This is a genomic window from Ramlibacter sp., assembly GCF_035554825.1.
Taxonomy (GTDB): Bacteria; Pseudomonadota; Gammaproteobacteria; order Burkholderiales; family Burkholderiaceae_C; genus Ramlibacter.
On sequence record NZ_DATMHS010000038.1, the window covers coordinates 1 to 2038 of the forward strand.

2 protein-coding genes are annotated in these 2038 nt (G+C 64.8%); both read left to right on the forward strand.

Annotated elements, in window-relative coordinates; all coding sequences use genetic code 11:
• Window positions 1-55: 55 nt before the first annotated feature.
• Entirely contained in the window at window positions 56-442 is a 387-nt protein-coding gene (locus tag VNT59_RS03590; RefSeq protein ID WP_325496701.1) for a hypothetical protein, read from the forward strand.
• The coding region (locus tag VNT59_RS03595) for a DEAD/DEAH box helicase (protein ID WP_325496703.1) at window positions 439-2038 on the forward strand (1600 nt) is incomplete at its 3' end. The genes VNT59_RS03590 and VNT59_RS03595, both read left to right, overlap by 4 nt.

Sequence of the window (2038 nt, forward strand, 5' to 3'; positions counted from 1 at the left end):
ACCCGGAGATTGACGCGCTGCGCCTCGCGTTCGGCGGCAAAATCCAGGAGAGCACATGACGGCGCCGATCCCCGTGCATGAATCGATTGGCTACAAGATTCTGCAGACGCTAGAGAAGAATGGCGCGCTGACGATGGGGCAAGGCATCCTGGAGCATGGCGACTTCGGCTTGCCGACGCACCGCATCAAGGCGGAATACACGAAGCTCGAAACCAGGCATTACATCTACAAGATCGGCAATGCGTGGCACATCACCCCCAACGGCCTGAAGTTTGTCCTCGACAACACACCGAAGGAAAAGTATGTCGGTGAAATCGTGAAGCCGTCCACGCCGCCGCCGTTCCGCCCGCTGTCGGCCAAGTACATCCCCAGCGCGCGCGGCCGGCGCGATGGCGCCGACGACTTCCTGGAGCTGCCCAGCCTGCACCTGCCCGCCAAATGATCGATCTGCGCTATTACCAGCGCGAGGCGATCGACGCGCTGTACGACTACTTCGCCAAGGCCGCCGGCAATCCCGTGGTGGATTTACCCACGGGCAGCGGCAAGAGCCTGGTGATCGGCGGCTTCACGCACCGCGTCTGCAGCGACTACCCGGACACGACCATCATGGTGCTGACGCACCGGCGCGAGCTGATCGAGCAGGACGCCGCCGCGATCACGCGCGTCTGGCCCGGCGCGCCGGTGGGCGTCTGGTCTGCCGGGCTGGACCGCTTCGAGCGCAACCAGATCACCGTGGCCGGCATCCAGTCGGTCTACCGCCACCCCGGCAAGTTCGCGCCGGTCGACCTGGCCCTGATCGATGAATGCCACCTGATCGGCAGCGCGGACGGCGGCATGTACCGCCGTTTCCTGTACAGCCTGAAGGAATTCAACCCGTACCTGAAGGTGGTGGGGTTTTCCGCGACGCCGTACCGCATGGATTCGGGCCTGATCATCGAGGGCGAGAACCGGATTTTTACGGACATCGCCTATTCCGCCGATGTCGGCCGGCTGATCCGCGAAGGCTATTTGTGCCCGCTGGTGCCCAAAGGCGGCAAGACGAAAGCCGATCTTTCCGGGCTGCATCGCCGCGGTGGGGAGTTCGTGCCGGCCGAGCTGGCCGACCGCATGGACCAGTGGCACCTGATCGATGGCGCCTGCCGCGAAGTGATCGCCTACGGCCAGGCGCGTCAATCGTGGCTGTTCTTTTGCTGCGGCGTGGCGCATGCCGAGCATGTGGCGCATTGCCTGCGCGGCTATGGCATTGCGGCGGAAATGGTGTGCGGCGACACGCCCACCGCCGAGCGCGATCGCATCCTGGGCGACTTCAAGGCCGGGCGCCTGCAGGCCGTCACGAACGCCGATGTGCTCACCACCGGCTTCGACCACCCCGCCATCAGCCTGATCGCGCTGCTGCGCCCGACCCTGAGCACGGGCCTGTACGTGCAAATGCTGGGGCGCGGACTGCGCCTGGACTCCAGCAAGACCGATTGCCTGGTGCTCGACTTCGCCGGCAACGTGCTGCGCCACGGGCCGCTGGACGCGATCCAGATCAAGAAAGACAAGAAGACCGGCAAGAAGGGCGTCACCGTCACGCCCGCCAAGGAATGCCCGCAGTGCCAGGCCTTGGTGCATGTGGCGCTGCGCGTATGCGACCAGTGCGGCCATGAATTCGAGATGGAACGCCGCATCGAGCACGACGAGGAAGCCGACGACGCGCCGCTGATCGCCGCGCTGCAAAAGCCGCTGCGCCTGCCCGTGACCGCCGTGCGCTATTACCGCTTCGAGAAGACGGGCCAGCCGCCGAAGCTGCGCGTGGTCTACCAGTGCGGGCCGCTGAAAACCTACACGCAATTCGTGCCGGTGGAAGACCCGCGCCCGTTCGTGCGCAAGCATGCGATCAAGTGGTTCAACCGGCGCGGCATGATGCCGTGCCAGACCGTGGACTTTGCGATGGAGCTGTGCCGGGAGGGCGGCGCACCCATCCCGAAGGAAATCGAGGTACGCCTGGAGGGGAAGTACTGGAATGTCATCAACGAAATTTTTGATTGGGGAGGGG